Here is a 20660-nt window from a genome sequence, read left to right as displayed (position 1 = left end):
CCACCCGCGGACCACATCAAGGCACGCGGGCATATCGGCGATCCTTGAGCACAAGTCACGCGCTTCCCGCCGGGAGTTAAGCCCTTAAAGGGCCAAACCCGCCAACCGGATAAAGGCTAACGGGCACATCGGTGATCCCTAGTCGCGGTCAATGTCAAGACGCCCACACACGCGGATTACTCGGAGGAGCTCCACGGCTCAGACTCCGCGAGGATGAGTTCCTTTATGGTGCCGAACGTGTGCATGGTGCCGCGTGAGAGGTGGACACGGAAAGGTTTTCCGACTTCCCCCTCCTCGATGCGGTGCCATGAGAAATCGGTACGGACAAGCTCTCGATTCTTGCGCTCGATGATGTGCAGGCCGTGGTCGAGGAGGATTGTTTCCGCGTCAGTGCGGATGAACCACACGCGGTCCCCCACGCTGCGGCGCTTGAGGCCTGAAAGGGCTCGATGGTCCTCGCGCAGGCGGGTGACGGACTCGACAACACCGAAGCGGTGCTCAAAGCCCTCGGCATCAGTTATAACGAGCGGCCGGCCTGGACCGACAGGGCGCAGCGCGGAAACCCGCCACGCCACCGGCTGCCCACACTGGCCATCCTTAGAGACCGGGCGCACAACCGCCACGCAATCGGACGGAGAAGTGGGCTCGATGTTCGCCCGGTGTTGAGTCGGGGCTGGTGCGGTGGACGGCTGCGTCGAGGTGGATGCGGTAGGCGCCTGAGGAGCCAACGTCACCCGGTGAGACGGCGTGATGACGAGCCAGAGGCCTTCGGTGACGAGGTTGGCGTCGAGAGGCACAAGCGGTGGGTGGACGGCAGCCATGGATTCCAAGCGGGCCGTGAGGTCGTCGTCAGGCACGCCCCAGCCGTACCCTTCAGCCGCCAGCATGCCGAACAGGGTTCCCAGGGGAAGATCCGGCTGGCCTTCCCACGCAGCGCGCAAGGCGGCGAGGGTGCGGTCAATGCGGGTTGGGTCAAACATGACTCCTAAGCCTAGTCGGCCCGCGATCACCAAAGCCGCCCAACCCCAACAGGGATTGAGCGGCTTTCAGACCTGCTAATCAGGAAGGGCCTTAGGCCCTAGCGAGAATTAGTCGAGGATCTTGGTAACGCGGCCAGCGCCGACGGTGCGGGAGCCCTCGCGGATAGCGAAGCGCAGGCCCTCGTCCATAGCGACCGGCTGGATGAGCTCTACGGACATCTCAACGTTGTCGCCCGGCATAACCATCTCGGTGCCCTCAGGCAGCTTGATGACGCCGGTAACGTCGGTGGTGCGGAAGTAGAACTGCGGACGGTAGTTGTCCATGAACGGGGTGTGGCGGCCGCCCTCTTCCTTCTTCAGGACGTAGACGGAACCCTCGAACTTGGTGTGCGGGGTGTAAGCGCCCGGCTTGATGACAACCTGGCCACGCTCGACGTCCTCACGCTTGGTACCACGCAGAAGCAGACCACAGTTGTCGCCAGCCTCGGTGTAGTCCATCATCTTGCGGAACATCTCGATACCGGTAACGGTGGTGGAGGTAGCCTTGTCGCGGATACCGATGATCTCAACGTCCTCGTTGACGTTCAGGGAACCACGCTCAACACGGCCGGTAACAACGGTACCGCGGCCGGTAATGGTGAAGATGTCCTCGATCGGCATCAGGAACGGCTTGTCCAGCTCGCGCTCCGGATCCGGGATGGAGTCATCGCAAGCCTGCATCAGGTCAACGATGGACTGTGCCCACTTCTCGTCACCCTCGAGAGCCTTGAGAGCGGAGATGTGAACGATCGGAGCTTCCTCGTCGTAGTCCTGCTCGGCGAGCAGCTCGCGGATCTCCATCTCGACGAGCTCGATGATTTCCTCATCGTCAACCATGTCGCACTTGTTCAGTGCAACGAGGATGTACGGAACGCCAACCTGGCGAGCGAGGAGCACGTGCTCACGGGTCTGCGGCATCGGGCCATCGGTTGCAGCAACAACCAGGATGGCACCGTCCATCTGAGCAGCGCCGGTAATCATGTTCTTGATGTAGTCGGCGTGGCCCGGGGCGTCCACGTGTGCGTAGTGGCGCTTCGGGGTGGAGTACTCAACGTGGGAGATGTTGATGGTAATACCGCGCTCCTTCTCCTCAGGAGCCTTGTCGATCATGTCGAAGGCGAAAGCGGTGTTCTCCTCCGGGTAAGCGTCAGCCAGAACCTTGGTGATCGCTGCGGTGGTGGTGGTCTTGCCGTGGTCGACGTGTCCGATGGTGCCGATGTTCACATGCGGCTTCGTACGCTCGAACTTCTCCTTTGCCACTGTTTGTCCTCCTGGACTCTATGGCGGCTACGTATTTCGCAGCCACGTGGTTTGTATTGCCATTGGCACTTCGAGCCGAAGCTCATAAGCGCTAATGACGCTTTCTTACGTGCCAGTTACACGATCCTAGATTTATGCCGCAGTTTTTTCAAACTGCCCAAATAGGAGGTAACCCCGCCCATCAGGTGCGGACGTTGACCCTCGACAAGAATCAATTTAAAGGATCCTGGGAGGGTAACGGCCGGCTCAACGCGCAAAATGTTTACGCACTCAGCGGACCGCTACCTCCCCAGCGCTGGGGCTGGTGCCTACTGGCGAAGACTACCAGCCCCACAAGGCAGGGAGTCCATCGGACCCCCTTAAACCTTAGGCCTTGGCGCCGGTGCGCTCCTCGATGATGGCCTGTGCCACGGAGGACGGAACCTCAGCGTAGGAATCGAAGACCATGGTGAAGTTTGCACGGCCTGCGGTGGAAGAACGCAGGTCACCGATGTAGCCGAACATCTCGGACAGCGGAACCTTAGCCTTAACCACCTTCGCACCGGAGCGATCCTCCATGGCGAAGACCTGGCCACGACGGGAGGAGATGTCACCGTTGACGGTGCCCATGTACTCCTCCGGGGTCACGACCTCAACGGCCATGATCGGCTCGAGCAGAACCGGCTTTGCCTTGGCGACGGCCTCCTTGAGGACCTGAGAACCGGCCAGCTTGAAGGCCATCTCAGAGGAGTCGACGTCGTGGTAAGCGCCGTCCTCAAGGGTGGCCTTGATGTTCACCAGCGGGAAGCCAGCGACGAAGCCGTACTGCATAGCGTCCTGGATACCAGCGTCGACGGACGGGATGTACTCCTTCGGAACGCGGCCACCGGTGACGGCGTTCTCGAACTTGTAGGTTGCGGACTCGCCCTCTTCCAGCTCTTCCGGATCCGGGTTGTAAGGCTCGATGGTGACGATGACCTTTGCGAACTGACCGGAACCACCAGTCTGCTTCTTGTGGGTGTAGTCCAGGGACTCGACCTTCTTGCGGATGGTCTCGCGGTAGGCAACCTGCGGGTTACCGATGTTTGCCTCAACCTTGAACTCGCGCTTCATGCGGTCCACCAGGACGTCGAGGTGGAGCTCGCCCATACCGCCGATAACGGTCTGGCCGGTCTCTTCGTCGAGCTCGACGGTGAAGGTCGGGTCCTCGGCAGCCAGCTTCTGAATAGCGGTACCCAGCTTCTCCTGGTCGGCCTTGGTCTTCGGCTCGATGGAGACCTTGATAACCGGGTCCGGGAAGTCCATGGACTCCAGGATGATCTGGTTGTCCTTGTCACACAGGGTGTCACCGGTGGTGGTTTCCTTCAGACCAATGACGGCGTAGATGTTGCCGGCATCCGCCTGCTCCACCGGGTTCTCCTTGTTGGCGTGCATCTGGAACAGCTTGCCGATGCGCTCCTTCTTACCCTTGGTGGAGTTCATAACCTCGGTGCCCGGCAGAACCTGACCGGAGTACACGCGGGTGAAGGTCAGCTGACCGAAGAACGGGTGAGCAGCAATCTTGAAGGCCAGTGCGGAGAACGGGGACTCCACGGACGGCTTACGGGTGATGACCTCATCCTCGTTGCCCACAGCGTGGCCGGTGATCTCACCGACGTCGAGCGGGTTCGGGAGGTATGCCACGACGGCGTCGAGAAGCGGCTGGATGCCCTTGTTGCGGTAAGCGGTACCACACAGGACCGGGTAAATCTCAGAGGCGACGGTCATCTTGCGGATGGCGGTCTGGATTTCTTCCTTGGTCAGTTCCTCGCCACCGAAGTACTTCTCCATGAGGGCCTCGTCGGACTCAGCAACGGCCTCGAGCAGCTTCTCGCGGTACTCCTCGGCCTTCTCCTGCAGGTCGGCCGGGATCTCCTCGATGGTGGGCTCGGCGCCGGTCTCAACCTTGCCGCGCCAGGTGACGGCCTGCATGTCGATGAGGTCGACGACGCCGTCGAAGTCATCCTCAGCGCCGATCGGCAGCTGCAGAACCAACGGCTTAGCGCCGAGGCGGTCGATGATGGTCTGGACGGTGAAGTAGAAGTCCGCACCCATCTTGTCCATCTTGTTGACGAAGCAGATACGCGGAACGTCGTACTTAGCGGCCTGACGCCACACCTGCTCGGACTGCGGCTCGACGCCTTCCTTACCGTCGAAGACGGCAACAGCACCATCGAGAACACGCAGGGAGCGCTCAACCTCAACGGTGAAGTCAACGTGGCCCGGGGTGTCGATGATGTTGATCTGGTTGTTCTTCCAGAAACAGGTAACGGCGGCGGACGTAATGGTGATGCCGCGCTCCTTCTCCTGCTCCATCCAGTCGGTGGTGGAAGCACCGTCGTGGGTCTCGCCGACCTTACGGTTGATGCCGGTGTAGAAGAGAATACGCTCAGTCGTAGTGGTCTTACCAGCATCGATGTGAGCCATGATGCCGATGTTGCGGACCTTGTTCAGGTCCTTAAGCACTTGTTGTGCCACAGTAAATACCCCAACTTAATTGTCGTCGACGCCCGAGCCAGCTTGTGACCGACTCACATAGAATGACGTCTTCATGGATAGGTCTTGGTCTATTTTGCCACGTCCGGGCTTTCGCGTCAGCGTGAGGTCGCAGGGCTTTAAGCCCTACGCCATAAAAAATGGCCCGAACAACGCTATTAAGGTTTAGATTCCGCACCGACTAGCGTGCGCTGCTCCGCCGAAGGGAGCGCGTGCACGCACTGTCAGCGCAGGTAAACGATGATATCGCTGTTCGAGCCATAATGCCGTGTGGCGGGTTATACCGCAGGTATTACCAGCGGTAGTGGGCGAAGGCGCGGTTGGCCTCAGCCATCTTGTGAGTATCCTCACGACGCTTAACGGAAGCGCCCAGGCCGTTGGATGCATCGAGAATCTCGTTTGCGAGGCGCTCGATCATGGTGTTCTCACGACGCTGGCGGGTGAAGGTCACCAGCCAACGCAGAGCCAGGGTGTTGGAACGGGCGGGCTTAACCTCAACCGGAACCTGGTAGGTAGCGCCACCAACACGGCGGGAGCGAACCTCGAGGTCCGGGCGGATGTTGCCCAGGGCCTTCTCCAGGGTGCCGACCGGATCGGTGCCGGTCTTCTCGCGGCAAGCCTCGAGAGCACCGTAGACGATGCGCTCAGCGGTGGACTTCTTGCCGTCCTGGAGGATCTTGTTGACGAGCATGGTGACCTGCTCGGAGTTGTAAACCGGGTCCTTAACTACAGGACGCTTCGGTGCAGCATTCTTACGCATTGTTGATTACTGTCCCTTCTTTGCGCCGTAGCGGGAACGAGCCTGCTTACGGTCCTTCACGCCCTGGGTATCCAGTGCGCCGCGGATAATCTTGTAGCGAACACCCGGGAGGTCCTTCACACGACCACCGCGGACGAGCACCATGGAGTGCTCCTGCAGGTTGTGGCCCTCGCCCGGAATGTAGGCGGAAACCTCGATACCGGAGGTCAGGCGCACACGGGCAACCTTACGCAGAGCCGAGTTCGGCTTCTTCGGGGTGGTGGTGTACACGCGGGTGCACACGCCACGGCGCTGCGGGGAGCCCTTCAGGGCGGCCGTAGCAACCTTGGCCTTCTTGTCGTGGCGGCCCTTGCGGACCAGCTGCTGAATAGTTGGCATAAATCTAGTCTTTCTCTATGACTTCGGCTTGAACTGACCGCTTGACTCGCCCAAACATGCAAAAATAGGGGCTCTTCTCCGGGGCCCTACCGCATGTCCAGAACGCTTCTCAACCAGATGCCGGCTGAGATGTCGATCAGACTTTTCATCCATAAAGATGAAACCTTGGACAGACTACCACCAGCGCGCTGATCTGCCCAAATCCGGCTTGTGGCTCCTCCAGTTGCTTCAGCAGCCGGCGCGAACTAGCGCCACTCCCAGGTCAGGTCCGCGTCTACTGCGCGCTCGGCAAAGTGCTCTTTTTCCTGCCGCTCCCACGTTTCGAACCACTCTTCATACCCGGGGTCACGCTCAAGGGCGCGCTCGCGGCGCTTCTCGCGGGGGCCGTCGATGCGCACGGTCACCACGCAGCCACGCTGCTTGGCGACGTCCACGGTGGCCTCCGTGACTGAACCCACGCCCTCGACGATCAGATCATCGCGCTCATCCAAGCTGGCCCAATCCTTCGGCGCGTTGGCCTCCCAATCCCAACGCCAATACCCCGGGTTATTCTCGCGCAGCACTTGCTCCGCCACCATGGCGGAGCCTTCTTCCAACCCGTGCCAGCCGGGGTAGAACTCGTCCAGGTGGACTACCCGCCACCCAGTACGCTCCGCCAGGGCCGCAGCGGTCCAGGTCTTGCCGGCGCCGGAGGGGCCGTCGATAAGCACGGTGACCGGGCGCATCGGGCGCTTGCGCGCTGCCGCGAGTGACAGCACATCGTTTAAGAGCCTGTCCATCTCCGCGGCATGAGTTTGGGCAGTGTCCTTACCGCCTTCCCGATGGTCCGTGCGGTCCGTGTCCTGCATGTGTTCTTTCACCACTTCTGGGTACGTCTAGCGTGCAGCGTTGCGAGAGTTCGTCCTAGAGTCCGAAGAATCTCCAGGACCCACTGAGAACCGAAACTACCACCGGAAGCGCCGCGAGGCCCGCTCCCACCGCCATGGCCAGCCAGTCCCGCACGACTAGACGGGAGGGCCGCGCCCACGTGCGCTGGCCACCGCCCGGCGGGGTGCGGCCAAACCCGCGCGCCTCCATCGCCGTGGCCAGCTTGCCTCCGCGGCGCAGGGCTAGCACCAACAACCCGAAGGACATGGTGATGAGGTGCTTGATGCGGCCTTCGTCGCTCAGCCCACGCGCACGCCGCGCCATGGCGAGGTACTGCCAGTCGGATTTGAACAGCGTCATCATGCGCACCCCGGCCACCGCCCCAATGACAAACCGGGAGGGTAGCTTGAGGATTTGGGAGAGGGCGTCGCCAAGCTCTGTCGGGTCAATATCCCGCGCCAACACCACCATGGGCAACGCCACCGCCAGCACACGCAAGGTGATGGCGAGGGCCAGCTCCAGCGAGTTATCCGTGACCGTCATCAGCCACCAGCTGAAGTACTCCCGCCCGCCGGGCTCCCCGTAGAGCAGCATCGAGATTCCCGACAGCGGCGCAATAAGAAAGAGGAACCACCCTGCCTTAAACAACCGCGTCCACGACACCCCACACAGCGGCGCGAAGAGCAACGTCATTCCCAAGGACACGGCCGCGGAGACCCAATCCACGGAGAGCAACAAGGGCGTAACCCACACGAACATCAGGAAGATGCGCGTTAGCGGATTCATCCGGTGCAAAAGATCTGTACTAGCCACGGCTCACCTCCACTCGGTGGTCACCCAACGCAGAAATGAACAACGGATCATGGGTCACCGAGGCAATCGTCGTCCCCTCATCCGCCATGCGCCGCAGCAACCACACCAGCTCGGTGAAGGTGTGGGGGTCTTGGCCGAAGGTGGGCTCATCAAGAAGAAGCACCTCCGGCGCCGTGACCAACGCCGTGGCCACGGACAGCCTGCGCTTCTCCCCTCCGGACAGCGTAAACGGGTTGGCGTTGAGCACATGCCCCAGGCGCAACGACTCCACGAGCTGATCAATCCGCTTCTCTGGCACCTCGCGGCGCATGACCCGGGGTGCCACGCGCAGTTCCTCCGCCACGGTGCGGGCGACGAACTGGTGCTCGGGGTTCTGGAAGACGAACCCAATGCGGTCCGCCAGGTCCCGTGACTTCCACGTCAGCGGCGAGCCCTTCAGCCCCCGCCTCACGTACTCTGCCACACCAATCTCACCTGACTTTGCGGGAAGCAACCCCGCCACCGTCATCAGCCACGTGGTCTTGCCCGCACCATTCGGCCCAGTAATCACCGTGGATTTCCCCCGCGGCAGCCTAAAACTGCGCGGTGGACCGAAACGGGTCACCAGGTCGGTGCTCCACAACGCCGCCGATTCCGGCACTCCCCCAGCGCTGCTTGACGACGTCTCCCCGTCCCCCCGCGCCTGCGGCAGGCCGATCACCGAACGCTGAGCGACAACGCTATCCACCGGACCGTCAGCGACGATGCGCCCGTCCTTGAGCTCAATCGCGCGGTCGAGTACCCCTTCCCACGCCGCGTGTTGATGCTCGACCACGATGAGAGTCGCGCCGGTGCGCTCCACCATGGTGGACACCGCCTCGATGACTTCCAGCGCGCCTTCTGGGTCGAGGTTCGCAGTGGGTTCATCGAGCAGCACCATGCCCGCCCCCATCGCAATAACACCAGCTAAAGCTAGGCGCTGCTTCTGCCCTCCGGAGAGACGCTCCGTGGGGAACGACAAGTCAACATCAGGACCCACCATCGATAGCGCCGCAGACACCCGCTGCCAAATCTCAGGACGCGGATAAGCCAGATTCTCGCAGCCAAAGGCCACGTCATCACCAACGCGTGCAGCAATGACCTGCGAGTCTGGGTCCTGCAGCACCAGCCCCACCGGGATCGTGCGCCCTGGCGGCTCCACATAACCGGACGCATCCTCCAACAAAATCTCGCCGACTCGCGTACCTTCATCATCCCCGCCGAGCACACCCGCTATGGCCGCGAGCAGCGTGGACTTTCCTGAACCGGAATCACCACACAGCAGCACCTTCTCCCCCGGCTCAACCACAAGGTCGATATCCGCCAGCGCCGGCGCACGCCTACCCGCATGCGTCCAGCCATAGCCGCGGGCGACAAGTTTGGTTGCCCCCGTTGACATACCTCCTGGCACACCCGCACCGCCGCCGGGCCCCACACCCATGTTCTTCATGAGCGGTGCTAGGCGCTGTGCTGTTCGCGGCCGACTGCGAAGCGGTCTAGGGCGCCGGTCTTGGCCAACGCGTTGACGACAACATAGCCCACAGCACCCGCCAAAATGGCTCCAGAGATGCTCAGCGTCACCAGGTAGATGAGGTTGAATTGCAGGGTCTTGCCCAGGTTTCCGGAGGTAAACAGCTCCAGCACAAACGCGCCCCAGCCCGCAGCCATGCCGCCAAGCATCGCAATGACTAGACCAAAACGGCGGTACAGGAAGATAGCCAACACAATCTCCACGCCTATGCCTTGCGCGATACCGGAGTACACCGTGCTCGGGCCCCATTGGGATCCCAGCACCGCGGACACGATGGCTGCCAGCAGTTCCACGTAGAGCGCCGCGCCCGGCTTACGGATAATCAGGCCACCGATGACGCCACCAATCAACCAGATACCAGTAGCGATGCCTCCCAGCCCCGGGGTCAGCGCGTCCATGGCCTCGAACCAGGCGTATCCCACCGTGTTCCATACCAGGAACACGAAACCGCACGCCACGCCCAGCACGGAGGCCACGACGATGTCAACGATGCGCCAATTCAAGCTGCGCGGTGCAGCAGCACCAGCCGCAGATGCTCCATCAACGAATCCACCATGAGATACAGAGTTCATTTTTCCTCCCTTTCGCCGGCATTATCCGGATCAGGTTCGACGGTTTGCCGCTGCAGCGCGACATCTCAGCCTCCCCGCACAACGACGCTGCGACCCCCAAATGAATAACTTGGGGATAAACGCAGTGAAGGTATACGAGGAAGCACCCGTGACGATGTTTATTTTTCGTTTATGCATAGCCGCCGGGTCCCAAAAAGCAGCGGCTCAGCACGCTTAATAAGCCTTTATAAGCACCGTTAGCTTAGCAAGCCACAGTTAAGAGGGCACATCTACCTCTGCCGGAAGAGAGAGCTGCACCGAGCAGAAAAACGAACGTACCCCGCCGCGTCCTCTGACCTACGCGACGGGGTAGCTGCACACCGACGTCGAAGACCCCGGCGGCCATGAGCCTTTGCTCGAATCAGCTTAAGGAAAGGGAAAGCTTCGGCAAAGACCCAAGACTAGGGAAATAACTTAATGCATTTCGGAATTATCGAACAAAGTAACTCGAGCTCTAACGAAGAGCTCAACGAAGAGTTAGATGGAGCAGGCCACGCCGTCGAAGTCAAGACCGCGACCGCAGTGCCCCACTCCATCACTCTCGAGTTGGAGGGGAGGTTAACGCACCTCCCTAGGCGGTGGTTTTAGAGGAACCACATCCTGTGACGCTCCTACTTGGAGGAACCGGTGGAGGAGCCTCCACCAGCACCCGGTGCACACGCATCAGCGATAAGGCCGATAGCCAAAGCACCAGCAGCAATCAGAGCCACAGCACCAGCAACCTGCTGATACTCAGCACCGAAACGCTTCAGCTGCGCATCAATACCAGCAACCTTGCCAGCCAGCGGACCATTAAACACACCAGCCTGCTTCTGCAGCTGAGTATTCAGATTCTGAATCTGCTTGTTAATCGGAGCAACAAAATCCTTCAGACCCGGAATATTCATCTGGGAAGCCAGACCAACCGGAATCAGGAACAGCAGCGGGATACCAACACCCAAACCAGTGTTGATGCAACGCTGGGACAGGTTCGACGACAGGTCAGAGGAACCAGATCCATCGGACGAAGCACCCGGCTTCTCAACCTCAACGACTACCTTGTCGATCTCCTTGCCGTCCTTGTCCTTGACAACAACGACGACCTTGTCACCAGGCTTAGCGTCCTTATCGACGTCGACAATCAGCTTGCCGTTCTCATCGATTTCAGCCTTACCCGGACCCTCGGTCTCAACCGTGGTGCCGTCTTGCACCTTGCCACCGTTGTTCGGGATCTCAACCTTGTCACCAGGCTTACCGGAGCCGTCCTTCCAGTCAGGCTTCTCAGTCTCCGGAGCCTCAGGCTTCTCAACCTCAACTTCTACGCGGTCGATCTCCTTGCCGTCCTTGTCCTTGACAACAACGACGACCTTGTCACCAGGCTTAGCGTCCTTATCGACGTCGACAATCAGCTTGCCGTTCTCATCGATTTCAGCCTTACCCGGACCCTCGGTCTCAACCGTGGTGCCGTCTTGCACCTTGCCACCGTTGTTCGGGATCTCAACCTTGTCACCAGGCTTACCGGAGCCGTCCTTCCAGTCAGGCTTCTCAGTCTCCGGAGCCTCAGGCTTCTCAACCTCAACTTCTACGCGGTCGATCTCCTTGCCGTCCTTGTCCTTAACAACGACAACAACCTTGTCACCAGGCTTAGCGTCCTTATCGACGTCAACAATCAGCTTGCCGTTCTCATCGATTTCAGCCTTACCCGGACCCTCGGTCTCAACCGTGGTGCCGTCTTGCACCTTGCCACCGTTGTTCGGGATCTCAACCTTGTCACCAGGCTTACCGGAGCCGTCCTTCCAGTCAGGCTTCTCAGTCTCCGGAGCCTCAGGCTTCTCAACCTCAACTTCTACGCGGTCGATCTCCTTGCCGTCCTTGTCCTTAACAACGACAACAACCTTGTCACCAGGCTTAGCGTCCTTATCGACGTCAACAATCAGCTTGCCGTTCTCATCGATTTCAGCCTTACCCGGACCCTCGGTCTCAACCGTGGTGCCGTCTTGCACCTTGCCACCGTTGTTCGGGATCTCAACCTTGTCACCAGGCTTACCGGAGCCGTCCTTCCAGTCAGGCTTCTCAGTCTCCGGAGCCTCAGGCTTCTCAACCTCAACTTCTACGCGGTCGATCTCCTTGCCGTCCTTGTCCTTAACAACGACAACAACCTTGTCACCAGGCTTAGCGTCCTTATCGACGTCAACAATCAGCTTGCCGTTCTCATCGATTTCAGCCTTACCCGGACCCTCGGTCTCAACCGTGGTGCCGTCTTGCACCTTGCCACCGTTGTTCGGGATCTCAACCTTGTCACCAGGCTTACCGGAGCCGTCCTTCCAGTCAGGCTTCTCAGTCTCCGGAGCTTCACAGACCTCGTTCTGCGGGGTCGTGTAGGTCCAGGTCGTCTGAGCGCCCTCCGGGAAGGTGAAGCCCTTGGCCGGGGTTGCCTCGACCTTGACCGTCTGACCGTACTCGTAGACGTACTTGCCTTCAGCGTCCGGAGTCAACTCCTTACCCTCGACGGTCACCTTGTACTCGACACCCTCGGTCTCTTCAACGGTGACGAACGGCGGAACATCACAAGATGCCGGGTCATCAGCAGATGCACCCAGAGATGGGTTGTTCTCCTTCGGGGCAACAGGCGTAACCGGGGTAGCGTCCTTCTCGGTCACCGTAACGGTGACGTCAACGTTGTCCTTAGAACCATCTGGGTAGGTCACCTCAACCGGAACAGTGATCTTGTCACCAGGGTTAGCATCCTCAGGGATGGTGACCTTGATGGAACCGTCCGGATTGACGGTCGCGCCTTCAGGGGTGTCTGCACCTGGGCCGAAGGTGGTGCCGCTAGGAACGTCGACCTTGTTGTTGTCGCCGTCCTTGAAGGCCGGAGCGTCAATATTGACGTCCTCGCCAGGCTCGCCGGTGCCACCATTGTACTCAGGCTCATACTTCTCGTTGTCCGTAGCCTCGGGAGCGTCCGGCTGCTCAACCGTAACGGTGACGTCAACGGTGTCCGTAGAACCATCCGGGTAAGTCACAACAACCGGAACAGTGATCTTGTCACCCGGCTTAGCATCAGCCGGAACCGGAACAGTGATCTCACCGGTAGCCGGATCAACCTTCACACCATCAGGTGCATTGTCACCCGGGGCGAACTTGGTGCCCTCAGGAGCAGTAGTCGGGTTGCCATCCTTGTCCTTGAACTCAGGAGCCGGAACCTTGACATCATCGCCCGGCTTACCAGAACCATCCTTATAACCAGGCTCGAAGGTCTCATTGTTCTTAGCGTCCGGCTGCTCAACCGTAACGGTGACGTCAACGGTGTCCGTAGAACCATCCGGGTAAGTCACAACAACCGGAACAGTGATCTTGTCACCCGGCTTAGCATCAGCCGGAACCGGAACAGTGATCTCACCGGTAGCCGGATCAACCTTCACACCATCAGGTGCATTGTCACCCGGGGCGAACTTGGTGCCCTCAGGAGCAGTAGTCGGGTTGCCATCCTTGTCCTTGAACTCAGGAGCCGGAACCTTGACATCATCGCCCGGCTTACCAGAACCATCCTTATAACCAGGCTCGAAGGTCTCATTGTTCTTAGCGTCCGGCTGCTCAACCGTAACGGTGACGTCAACGGTGTCCGTAGAACCATCCGGGTAAGTCACAACAACCGGAACAGTGATCTTGTCACCCGGCTTAGCATCAGCCGGAACCGGAACAGTGATCTCACCGGTAGCCGGATCAACCTTCACACCATCAGGTGCATTGTCACCCGGGGCGAACTTGGTGCCCTCAGGAGCAGTAGTCGGGTTGCCATCCTTGTCCTTGAACTCAGGAGCCGGAACCTTGACATCATCGCCCGGCTTACCAGAACCATCCTTATAACCAGGCTCGAAGGTCTCATTGTTCTTAGCGTCCGGCTGCTCAACCGTAACGGTGACGTCAACGGTGTCCGTAGAACCATCCGGGTAAGTCACAACAACCGGAACAGTGATCTTGTCACCCGGCTTAGCATCAGCCGGAACCGGAACAGTGATCTCACCGGTAGCCGGATCAACCTTCACACCATCAGGTGCATTGTCACCCGGGGCGAACTTGGTGCCCTCAGGAGCAGTAGTCGGGTTGCCATCCTTGTCCTTGAACTCAGGAGCCGGAACCTTGACATCATCGCCCGGCTTACCAGAACCATCCTTATAACCAGGCTCGAAGGTCTCATTGTTCTTAGCGTCCGGCTGCTCAACCGTAACGGTGACGTCAACGGTGTCCGTAGAACCATCCGGGTAAGTCACAACAACCGGAACAGTGATCTTGTCACCCGGCTTAGCATCAGCCGGAACCGGAACAGTGATCTCACCGGTAGCCGGATCAACCTTCACACCATCAGGTGCATTGTCACCCGGGGCGAACTTGGTGCCCTCAGGAGCAGTAGTCGGGTTGCCATCCTTGTCCTTGAACTCAGGAGCCGGAACCTTGACATCATCGCCCGGCTTACCAGAACCATCCTTATAACCAGGCTCGAAGGTCTCATTGTTCTTAGCAGCAGGAGCAGCCAAGTCAAACTTCGCAGGAACCTCACGGGATATCGGGTCAGCCCCCTCACCAGGGGTCCAAGTAACCTTTACGAGGGCCTCGGTTTGGCCTTCAACCTGCTTATCTGCAGGCCACGTGACATTGCCGGTCTTCGGATCAATCTGCAGTCCGAGTTTCTTGGCTGCGGCAGGATCTACAAACTCAAAGGTTGCGCCTTCCGGCATTTTCTCAACGGCTTCAGTCTTCGGGTTGTCGAAGGACGGCTTTACTACAAGGTCCTTTTCCTGCGCCGTTCCCTTAGTCTCGTCGTACTTCACAACGGTCGGGTCAGCCAAGAAGGAGTCGGCCAAAAGGAGCGTGCCCGTTGGCTTGCCCGAGGCATCGGCGGCGAAAACCTGTGAAGAGTACACCGTCGGCTTCGACAGGTCGTTCGGCACGGTCAGATCACAAGATTCCAACTCACCAAGCTCATTGGCGGTCACGGTGCAAATCTCACCAGTCGGCTCACCGTCCGCGAACCACTGAATGGCGTACTGCTGGTTGGGAACCAAGCCCGTGGTCTTCGACTTAGCGGTATCACCCGGGGCCGCAATGGCGGAGCGGTTATCGTAGTTGAACACGTCGTGGATCGGGCGCGGAGTTAGCAGCGCGAAGTTCTGGACAGAAATATTCGCTGACTCAAGCTCGATACCAAGATTTCCGCCATGGGAGGGCTGGAACATGTTGTCCTGGTAGTTACCCATCCACAGATCACGATTGTCACCAACAACCGGATACAGGTACATGTAGTCCGAATTGATGTGGCGGTGACGCTGCCCCAGAGTACCGTTCCACTGCATCAGGCTGCCGTGCGCTTCATCCTGTGCGGAGACGACCTTGCCCCATTCCTCATCGGTAGTCTTTTTGCCCTTTTCGTCGTGGCTAACACCGTACAGGCCAGCAAACGGAAGGTAGAAGGACCCGTCATCCTTTACATAGGCAACGCGAGATTCTGCGATGTGGGAGCCGGGGCCGTGCTCAGCCTGGTATTTGTCGACGATTTCCTTTTGTGCAACACGGAACTGCTCACGGGTGTAGTTTTTGTTCGCGGCCTGCCAAGCATCAAACTCGCGAGCCACTTCGTCGTTGACATACGAGCCGACAACCTTGACATTTGTAGCTGCGCGATCGGTAGATCCCTTGAAGTACTGGTTCGAAAGCGATCCACCGGCCTCGTTGTTTTCCCACCAGACATTGCCGCGCGCGGTGCCATAAAGACCACCTTCGGGCCACTTCTTATCGGCAGTCGGCGCCTCGGTCCACTCAGATTCAGGCTTTGCAAGCCACCCATCCACATTCGGACGCTCCTGGAATACAACCTTGCCGTCCACGATGCGGTTAATGCCGGCAGTGAAGTCCCAGGTCTCCCACTTACGGGTCAAACGGTTATGGAAGCGACCGCTGTACATGTCGCCACCGGCTGCCAATGTGTACTTGGAAGGATCTGGGTTCTCAGCCCAGGTGCGTACCTGGAATTTTTCATCACCAGCCAGTTTGAACTCGATTGGGTTACCCAGGCCGTCCTTCGGTGCCTTGGACAGGTCAAAGACGAACTTACCTTCAGAGTCCGAGGTGGTGTAGTAGATTGGCGAGACTTGCCCCTTGCCGTTGACGTACTGCAAGAAGACCTTGACACCGGGCATAGATTCGTCAGCTTTATTTTGAGCCTCCGGACCTGAATCACGATCCAGATAGACCGTGCCTTGATAGCCCTGCTTCTGACCCCAAGTGCCGTCTGCCTTAATGGCAGTGGCCTCCGAGGTGCCTCGGGTATCTACACTGCGATCCTGACCGGCTGCTGCCTCCTGAGCGATAGCAGCCGGCGAAGAAGCCGGGCTGACTACCGGGTGGACGAAGGGCGCAACCATAGCGACGGAAAGAGCGGCGGCTGCAATCGTCGTGCCGCGGCGACGAGCAGAACCGTTGAAACTCTTCATATCCATGAAGAATCCTTTCATGAGAACGATTAGGGAATCGGTCAGCAGTCCGCCCTCGGTTAGATTTGGAAGCATCTTCAGCGTTCCTGAAGGCAAACTGGACTCAACCTGAGACGTTACCCGCCCCCGCCACCCTCTGCAAGGGCAAAATTTGCCCATGATTAACGGTGTCCATGCACGTCTTGGCTATTCCGTTGATGAGAAATTCTAAACTTGCAGGCCACAGGCAGCCCCAATGTTCATGGTGCTCACAGGGTTCTTTATGTTTGTAACTTTGGCCCCAAATAAAATACCCCCGCCACTACCCTGTTTAAGGGGGCAGTGACGGGGGCAACGGAAAGACAGCCTTTATTGGTTAACTTCGGCGCGCCTCACGCGGCTTTACACCTAGAAGGTGTAGTCCTCCTCCAGCGGGACAGAAGCACCGGTGAACTCACCGAAGCCATCGTCGCCGTAGATGGAATCACCGTAGGTCGGGATGGAATACGCAGCATTGCGTGCGGCCTCAGTCGGCTTGACGCTGATGTTGCGGTATCGGGAAATACCCGTACCAGCCGGAATCAGCTTACCGATGATGACGTTCTCCTTCAGACCAATAAGCTGATCCGAGCGCTTGTTGATGGCGGCGTCGGTAAGCACGCGCGTGGTCTCCTGGAAGGAGGCCGCAGACAGCCAGGACTCCGTAGCCAGCGAGGCCTTGGTAATACCCATGATCTCACTGCGGAGCTGAGCCGGCTGGCCACCCTCAGCGACCTGAGCCGCGTTAACCTGCTTGGCCTCAGAGAGGTCAATGAGGTTGCCCGGCAGCAGGTCGGTGGTACCGGCGTCGATGACGGTACCGCGACGCAGCATCTGACGGATGATGATCTCGATGTGCTTGTCGTGGATGGCCACACCCTGTGCACGGTAGACGGCCTGAACCTCGTCGATGAGGTGCTTCTCCACACCGCGGCGGCCGAGGACCTCAAGCACGTCGTGCGGGTCAGCCGCACCGCGCATGAGGCGGTCACCGGTGGTGACGTGGTCACCGTCGCGCAGCGAGCGCTCGATCATGGCATCCGGGTTGGACTCCATCGGGCGGCGGACCTGAGCCAGGCCCTGGCGCTTCGACAGCTTCTCGTAGACCACGTTGTCGGAGCCATCATCCGGGGTGATGGTCAGCGTCCAGAAGTTGCCCTCATCGGACAGAGACACGGTGCCATCGACCGAAGCGATAGGAGCGCGGTTCTTCGGGTTACGGGCCTCGAAGAGCTCCTGAACACGCGGCAGACCGCCGGTAATATCGCCACCGACACCACCCTGGTGGAAGGTACGCATGGTCAGCTGGGTACCCGGCTCACCAATCGACTGTGCGGCCACGATGCCGACTGCCTCGCCGATATCGACGAGCTTGCCGGAGGCCATGGACTTGCCGTAGCACTTGGCGCAGACACCAGCCGGGGTCTGGCAGGTCAGCACGGAGCGGACCTTGATCTCCAGAACGCCCGCATTGACGATCTTGCGGCTGAGCTCCTCGGTCAGGTCGGCGCCTGCCTCAGCGATGACCTCGCCGTTTTCATCCTTGACGTCGTTGGCCACGACGCGGCCGGATGCGGAGGTCTCCCACAGCTCGTGCAGGTCGTAGGAGCCTTCGGCGATCTCGACACCGAGCGGGACGCGCACGCCCTGGCGGGTGCCACAGTCCTCTTCGCGGACGATGACGTCCTGCGCCACGTCCACCAGACGACGGGTGAGGTAGCCGGAGTCAGCGGTACGCAGAGCGGTATCCGCCAAGCCCTTACGGGAACCGTGCGAGTTGTTGAAGTACTCCAGAACCGACAGGCCTTCACGGAAGGAGGTCTTAATCGGACGGGTGATGTAGTCACCCTTGGAGTTCACAACCATGCCCTTCATGCCGGCCAGGGTCCAGATCTGACGCATGTTACCGGCAGCACCGGACTTCACGATCATCGGAATCGGGTTGTCGTCGGGGTACAGCTCCTCGACGGCGTTACCCACGGTGTCCGTGGCGTCTTTCCACAGCTCAACCAGGCGGTCGTAGCGCTCGCGCTCGGTCAGAGCACCCTGCTCCCAGTACTTACGCTCGATGCGCTCGGCTTCCTTCTCGTAGGACTCAAGCACCTCGTGCTTATTCGGGAGGACCAGCACGTCGTGCATGGTGATGGTCACGCCGGAACGGGTGGCCCAGTAGAAGCCAGCGTCCTTCATCTTGTCCAGAACCTGGGCAACGGTAATCATCGGGTACTTCGCGGCGAGGTCATTAATGACGTCACCGAGCAGCATCTTGTTGCCAGCGCCGCCCTTACGGACCATGACGCCCTCGAGGTACGGGTAGTTCCACGGCAGCAGGTCGTTGAACATGATGCGGCCCAGGGTGGTCTCAGCGAGCCATGCCTGGCCCTTCTGCCAACCATCCGGGAAGTGCTCTGCCTCGATGTCTGCCGGCGGGCGCAGGTGGGAGATGCGGACCTTGATCGGGGCCTGCAGGCCCAGAACGCCGCGGTCGCGAGCCATGATGGCCTCCGCGTAGGAGGAGTACACGCCCTGCTCCGGACGGTCCTCCGTGGCGGGGCGATAACGGCCCTCGCCACCGATCTCGTCCTCACCCTTGTCCATGGTGAGGTAGTACAGGCCGGTAACCATATCCAGACGCGGCATAGCCAGCGGCTTACCGGAGGCCGGGGACAGGATGTTGTTGGAAGCCAGCATGAGGACGCGTGCCTCAGCCTGTGCCTCGGCGGACAGTGGCAGGTGGACTGCCATCTGGTCACCGTCGAAGTCGGCATTGAAAGCCTCACAAGCCAGCGGGTGCAGCTGGATGGCCTTACCTTCGACGAGCTTCGGCTCGAAGGCCTGGATACCCAGGCGGTGCAGGGTCGGTGCACGGTTCAGCATCACCGGGTGCTCGGAAATGGCCTCTTCGAGGACGTCCCACACCTCGGGGCGCTGGCGCTCCACCATGCGCTTGGCGGACTTGATGTTCTGCGCGTAGTCGTTTTCTACCAGGCGCTTCATGACGAAGGGCTTGAACAGCTCCAGGGCCATGAGCTTCGGCAGACCACACTCGTGCAGCTTGAGCTGCGGGCCGACGATAATCACGGAACGGCCGGAGTAGTCCACGCGCTTACCCAGCAGGTTCTGGCGGAAGCGGCCCTGCTTACCCTTGAGCAGGTCAGACAGGGACTTCAGCGGGCGGTTGCCCGGACCGGTGACCGGACGGCCGCGACGGCCGTTGTCGAAGAGGGCGTCGACGGACTCCTGCAGCATGCGCTTCTCGTTGTTCACGATGATCTCGGGAGCACCGAGGTCGATCATGCGCTTGAGGCGGTTGTTGCGGTTGATCACGCGACGGTAGAGGTCGTTGAGGTCGGAGGTGGCGAAGCGGCCACCGTCCAGCTGCACCATCGGGCGCAGCTCCGGCGGGATCACCGGGATGGCATCGAGCACCATACCGGCCGGGTCATTGCCCGAGCGCAGGAAGGCCGCGACGACCTTCAGGCGCTTGAGGGCACGCATCTTCTTCTGGCCCTTGCCGTTGTTGATGATCTCCTTGAGAACCTCAGCCTCAGCTTCGAGGTCGAAGTTGCGGATGAGGGTCTGGATGGCCTCAGCACCCATGCCGCCGGTGAAGTAATCCTCGTAGCGGTCAACGAGCTCTTCGTAGATGGTCTCATCGATGATCATCTGCTTCGGAGCAAGCTTGATGAAGGTGTTCCAGATTTCGTCGAGGCGAGCAACCTCGCGCTCACCGCGCTCGCGGATGTGCTGCATTTCCTTGTCGGCAGCGTTCTGGACCTTGCGGCGGGCGTCGGCCTTGGCGCCGGCGGCCTCCAGCTCGGCCAGATCCTGCTCGAGCTTGGCAGCGCGCTCAGCGATCTCTGCCTCGACGTCATCCTCCACGTCCTTCTTCTCCAGAAGCATCTCTGCTTCCAGAGTGGACTGGTCATTGTGGCGAGCTTCCTCGTCCACGGAGGTGATGATGTTGGCAGCGAAGTAGATGATGCGCTCAAGGTCCTTCGGAGCCAGGTCCAGCAGGTAGCCCAGGCGGGAAGGAACGCCCTTGAAGTACCAGATGTGGGTAACCGGCGCGGCCAGCTCGATGTGGCCCATGCGCTCACGGCGCACCTTGGACTTGGTCACCTCGACGCCACAGCGCTCACAGATGATGCCCTTGTAGCGCACGCGCTTGTACTTACCGCAGGAGCACTCCCAGTCACGGGTCGGGCCGAAGATGCGCTCACAGAAGAGGCCGTCCTTCTCCGGCTTGAGGGTGCGGTAGTTAATGGTCTCGGGTTTCTTGACCTCGCCCTTGGACCAGCGACGGATGTCCTCGGCCGTGGCCAGCCCGATGCGGAGCTCGTCGAAGAGATTTACGTCAAACACGTAATGTCTCCCTTTCATCCCCCGTCAGGGGGAAGT

General features: G+C 59.9%; 11 protein-coding genes. All 11 read right to left on the bottom strand.

Annotated features, from left to right (window positions below):
- Positions 1-176: 176 nt before the first annotated feature.
- The 11 genes from R3O64_RS01895 to R3O64_RS01845 all read right to left on the bottom strand — a co-directional run bounded on the left by R3O64_RS01895 (position 177) and on the right by R3O64_RS01845 (position 20624).
- Positions 177-980 carry a hypothetical protein gene (locus R3O64_RS01895; RefSeq protein ID WP_339017180.1) on the bottom strand — a complete coding sequence of 268 codons (804 nt, stop codon included), beginning with the start codon at positions 978-980 and terminating at the stop codon, positions 177-179.
- 108 nt (positions 981-1088) lie between these two features.
- Positions 1089-2279, bottom strand: a complete 1191-nt coding sequence (tuf, locus tag R3O64_RS01890) for an elongation factor Tu (RefSeq protein ID WP_070521778.1) — start codon at positions 2277-2279, stop codon at positions 1089-1091.
- A 366-nt stretch (positions 2280-2645) separates the two neighbouring features.
- Positions 2646-4775: an elongation factor G gene (gene fusA, locus R3O64_RS01885; protein ID WP_070530489.1), complete on the bottom strand. Its 2130-nt coding sequence runs from the start codon at positions 4773-4775 to the stop codon at positions 2646-2648.
- Between the two features lie 310 nt (positions 4776-5085).
- Positions 5086-5553, bottom strand: coding sequence for a 30S ribosomal protein S7 (gene rpsG, locus R3O64_RS01880; RefSeq protein WP_070521784.1), 468 nt, complete (start codon positions 5551-5553; stop codon positions 5086-5088).
- A 6-nt stretch (positions 5554-5559) separates the two neighbouring features.
- On the bottom strand, positions 5560-5931 hold the full coding sequence (gene rpsL / locus R3O64_RS01875) for a 30S ribosomal protein S12 (RefSeq protein WP_005286791.1): 372 nt from the start codon (positions 5929-5931) through the stop codon (positions 5560-5562).
- Between the two features lie 245 nt (positions 5932-6176).
- Entirely contained in the window at positions 6177-6779 is a 603-nt protein-coding gene (locus tag R3O64_RS01870; protein WP_339017179.1) for an isopentenyl transferase family protein, read from the bottom strand.
- Positions 6780-6834: 55 nt separating this feature from the next.
- The gene (locus R3O64_RS01865; RefSeq protein WP_339017531.1) at positions 6835-7584 is read right to left on the bottom strand and encodes an energy-coupling factor transporter transmembrane component T; all 750 of its coding nucleotides are present in this window, start codon (positions 7582-7584) and stop codon (positions 6835-6837) included.
- Between the two features lie 19 nt (positions 7585-7603).
- On the bottom strand, positions 7604-9028 hold the full coding sequence (locus R3O64_RS01860) for an ABC transporter ATP-binding protein (RefSeq protein WP_339017530.1): 1425 nt from the start codon (positions 9026-9028) through the stop codon (positions 7604-7606).
- Positions 9029-9087: 59 nt separating this feature from the next.
- A complete protein-coding gene (locus tag R3O64_RS01855; protein ID WP_101735805.1) occupies positions 9088-9732 on the bottom strand; it encodes an ECF transporter S component in 645 nt (214 codons plus the stop codon).
- Positions 9733-10382: 650 nt separating this feature from the next.
- Positions 10383-16247, bottom strand: a complete 5865-nt coding sequence (locus R3O64_RS01850; RefSeq protein ID WP_339017178.1) for a YPDG domain-containing protein — start codon at positions 16245-16247, stop codon at positions 10383-10385.
- 381 nt (positions 16248-16628) lie between these two features.
- Positions 16629-20624 carry a DNA-directed RNA polymerase subunit beta' gene (locus tag R3O64_RS01845; protein WP_070520942.1) on the bottom strand — a complete coding sequence of 1332 codons (3996 nt, stop codon included), beginning with the start codon at positions 20622-20624 and terminating at the stop codon, positions 16629-16631.
- Between the last annotated feature and the right edge of the window lie 36 nt (positions 20625-20660).

This window comes from Corynebacterium hesseae (assembly GCF_037850265.1).
Classification (GTDB): Bacteria; Actinomycetota; Actinomycetes; order Mycobacteriales; family Mycobacteriaceae; genus Corynebacterium; species Corynebacterium hesseae.
This window is presented reverse-complemented; position numbering and strand designations above follow the sequence as displayed.